At 61.0% G+C, this 1,604-nt stretch carries 1 protein-coding gene; it reads right to left on the bottom strand.

From position 1 onward, the window contains the following. Positions 1-268: 268 nt before the first annotated feature. Positions 269-1,006, bottom strand: coding sequence for a transporter (locus ACE3OH_RS22120; RefSeq protein ID WP_374358434.1), 738 nt, complete (start codon positions 1,004-1,006; stop codon positions 269-271). Between the last annotated feature and the right edge of the window lie 598 nt (positions 1,007-1,604).

Genomic DNA, 1,604 nt, shown 5'->3' with positions numbered 1-1,604 from the left:
CTGGTGCAGCAATGGCTGGAGAACGATGGCCATAGCACAGCCAGCGCCGCCGCGCTCTTGGCCAGCGACTATGCCGGCAAGAGCGGCAAGCAGCGCACGGCTGCCGACACCGGCGCCACGCCGGCGCGCCAGTCGCTGCATCTTGGCGCTTGACGCGGCGCTGCGGCCAATCCGGCAAATCGCCCGATCGCCGAACCTGGCGCGTTGCCCGCTAGCCGGCAGAGCCACCGGGCGGGCCGGCGCTTCGATTGGCGCCGGCTTGCGCGGATTACCAGCGCGTGGTCAGACCGATGCCGAAGCTACGATCGTACTCGGCATGGTTAAGGCCACGCTTGTAGCCGATATCGAGGTCCAGCTGCTCGCTCGGGCTATAGATCAGGCCGACCAGTGCAAACGAGGGATTGGTGCTGTCGCTGCGATCGCTATTGCGATACACGCCGGTGTCCAATGCCAGCTTCAGGCGCTCGTTCAAGGCGTATTGCACGCCGGTGGACACAGCCCACAACGACTTGCGCGCGCCAGTGCTGTTGTCGGCGTAAGTCAGGCCGACGTTGCCCAGCCAGGTCAGCTTGCCGCTGGTGTAGGTGGTAACACCAGCAAGACCCACACCGGCGCGACCGGCGCCGAGGTTTTTGTCTTTATTGCCGGTAGGCAGGCTCAGGCTGGGCTTCAAGGCAAAGCTCAAACCATCCTGCTCATAAAAGCGCCATTTCGCTGCCAGACCTACATCACCAACGCCCGACTGCGATGGCGATCCGTCCTGACGAATACGCCAGTACGGCACCGACAGCGATACATCGATCGACTCGGCCAGGCCATAGGTCATTGCCGAGTTATAGGCGCCAAGGCGGTTGCGCACGCCGTCACGGCTTGATTGCGCTTGATCGGTGTTGGCCTCGAACTGCCATTTGCCGCTTCCTTGCGTACCTGTGTCATCACTGACCATCGGGTGGGCGGCATAAACACTGAACGATGCCGCGAGGCACAGTGTTGCGAAGATTTTCATGAGTTTGGTCCTAAAGCTAGAGTGAATTGGCCAACGCGCCAGCCAGGCATCACGTGACAAAAACCGCATTGATTGCAAATCATTTTCATTGATGCAGTGAACCACGGGCGGACGCAATATGTTCAGGGCCGGCATTTTCAGCGAATTTTGGCCGCCCTTCCACTAATTGTTCGGCTTAGCGGGGCACCAGATCGATCGAGCACTCATCTCGGGCCGCATGTCGCACCTGGCCAACCATCGCGCCAGACGCGCTAAGCCATTGATTCATTGCCGCTCTGTTCGCATCAAACCTATCAACCATCCTGCTATGGCGCGTAGCGCGACTAACAGCTGCACCTGTACTGGCTTTGATGAAATCAACCCGGCACCGCACAGAGCCGCCACGCCCGAGCAGGGCAAGCCGCCACCCTTGGAGGAATCACAGCGCAGACGCACGCCGGCAACTGGCGCCCTATGCGCGTTGATTCGCACCAGCTGCGGTACGCTCCATCACATTGCGCGGCAGTGGCGGCTGCAAGGCCCAATACTGGCGACGTCTACCAAGCTGCAAAGCGGCGTGGCTTCCATAGCCAAGCTGCCCAGCTATCGCGCCATCCCA

It is taken from the genome of Chitinimonas sp., assembly GCF_041904975.1.
Taxonomy (GTDB): Bacteria; Pseudomonadota; Gammaproteobacteria; order Burkholderiales; family Chitinimonadaceae; genus Chitinimonas.
This window is presented reverse-complemented; position numbering and strand designations above follow the sequence as displayed.

Bases quoted from the DNA above. Each gene is read 5' to 3' on its own strand.
- ACE3OH_RS22120 (WP_374358434.1), bottom strand. From the start codon at position 1,006: ATGAAAATCTTCGCAACACTGTGCCTCGCGGCATCGTTCAGTGTTTAT.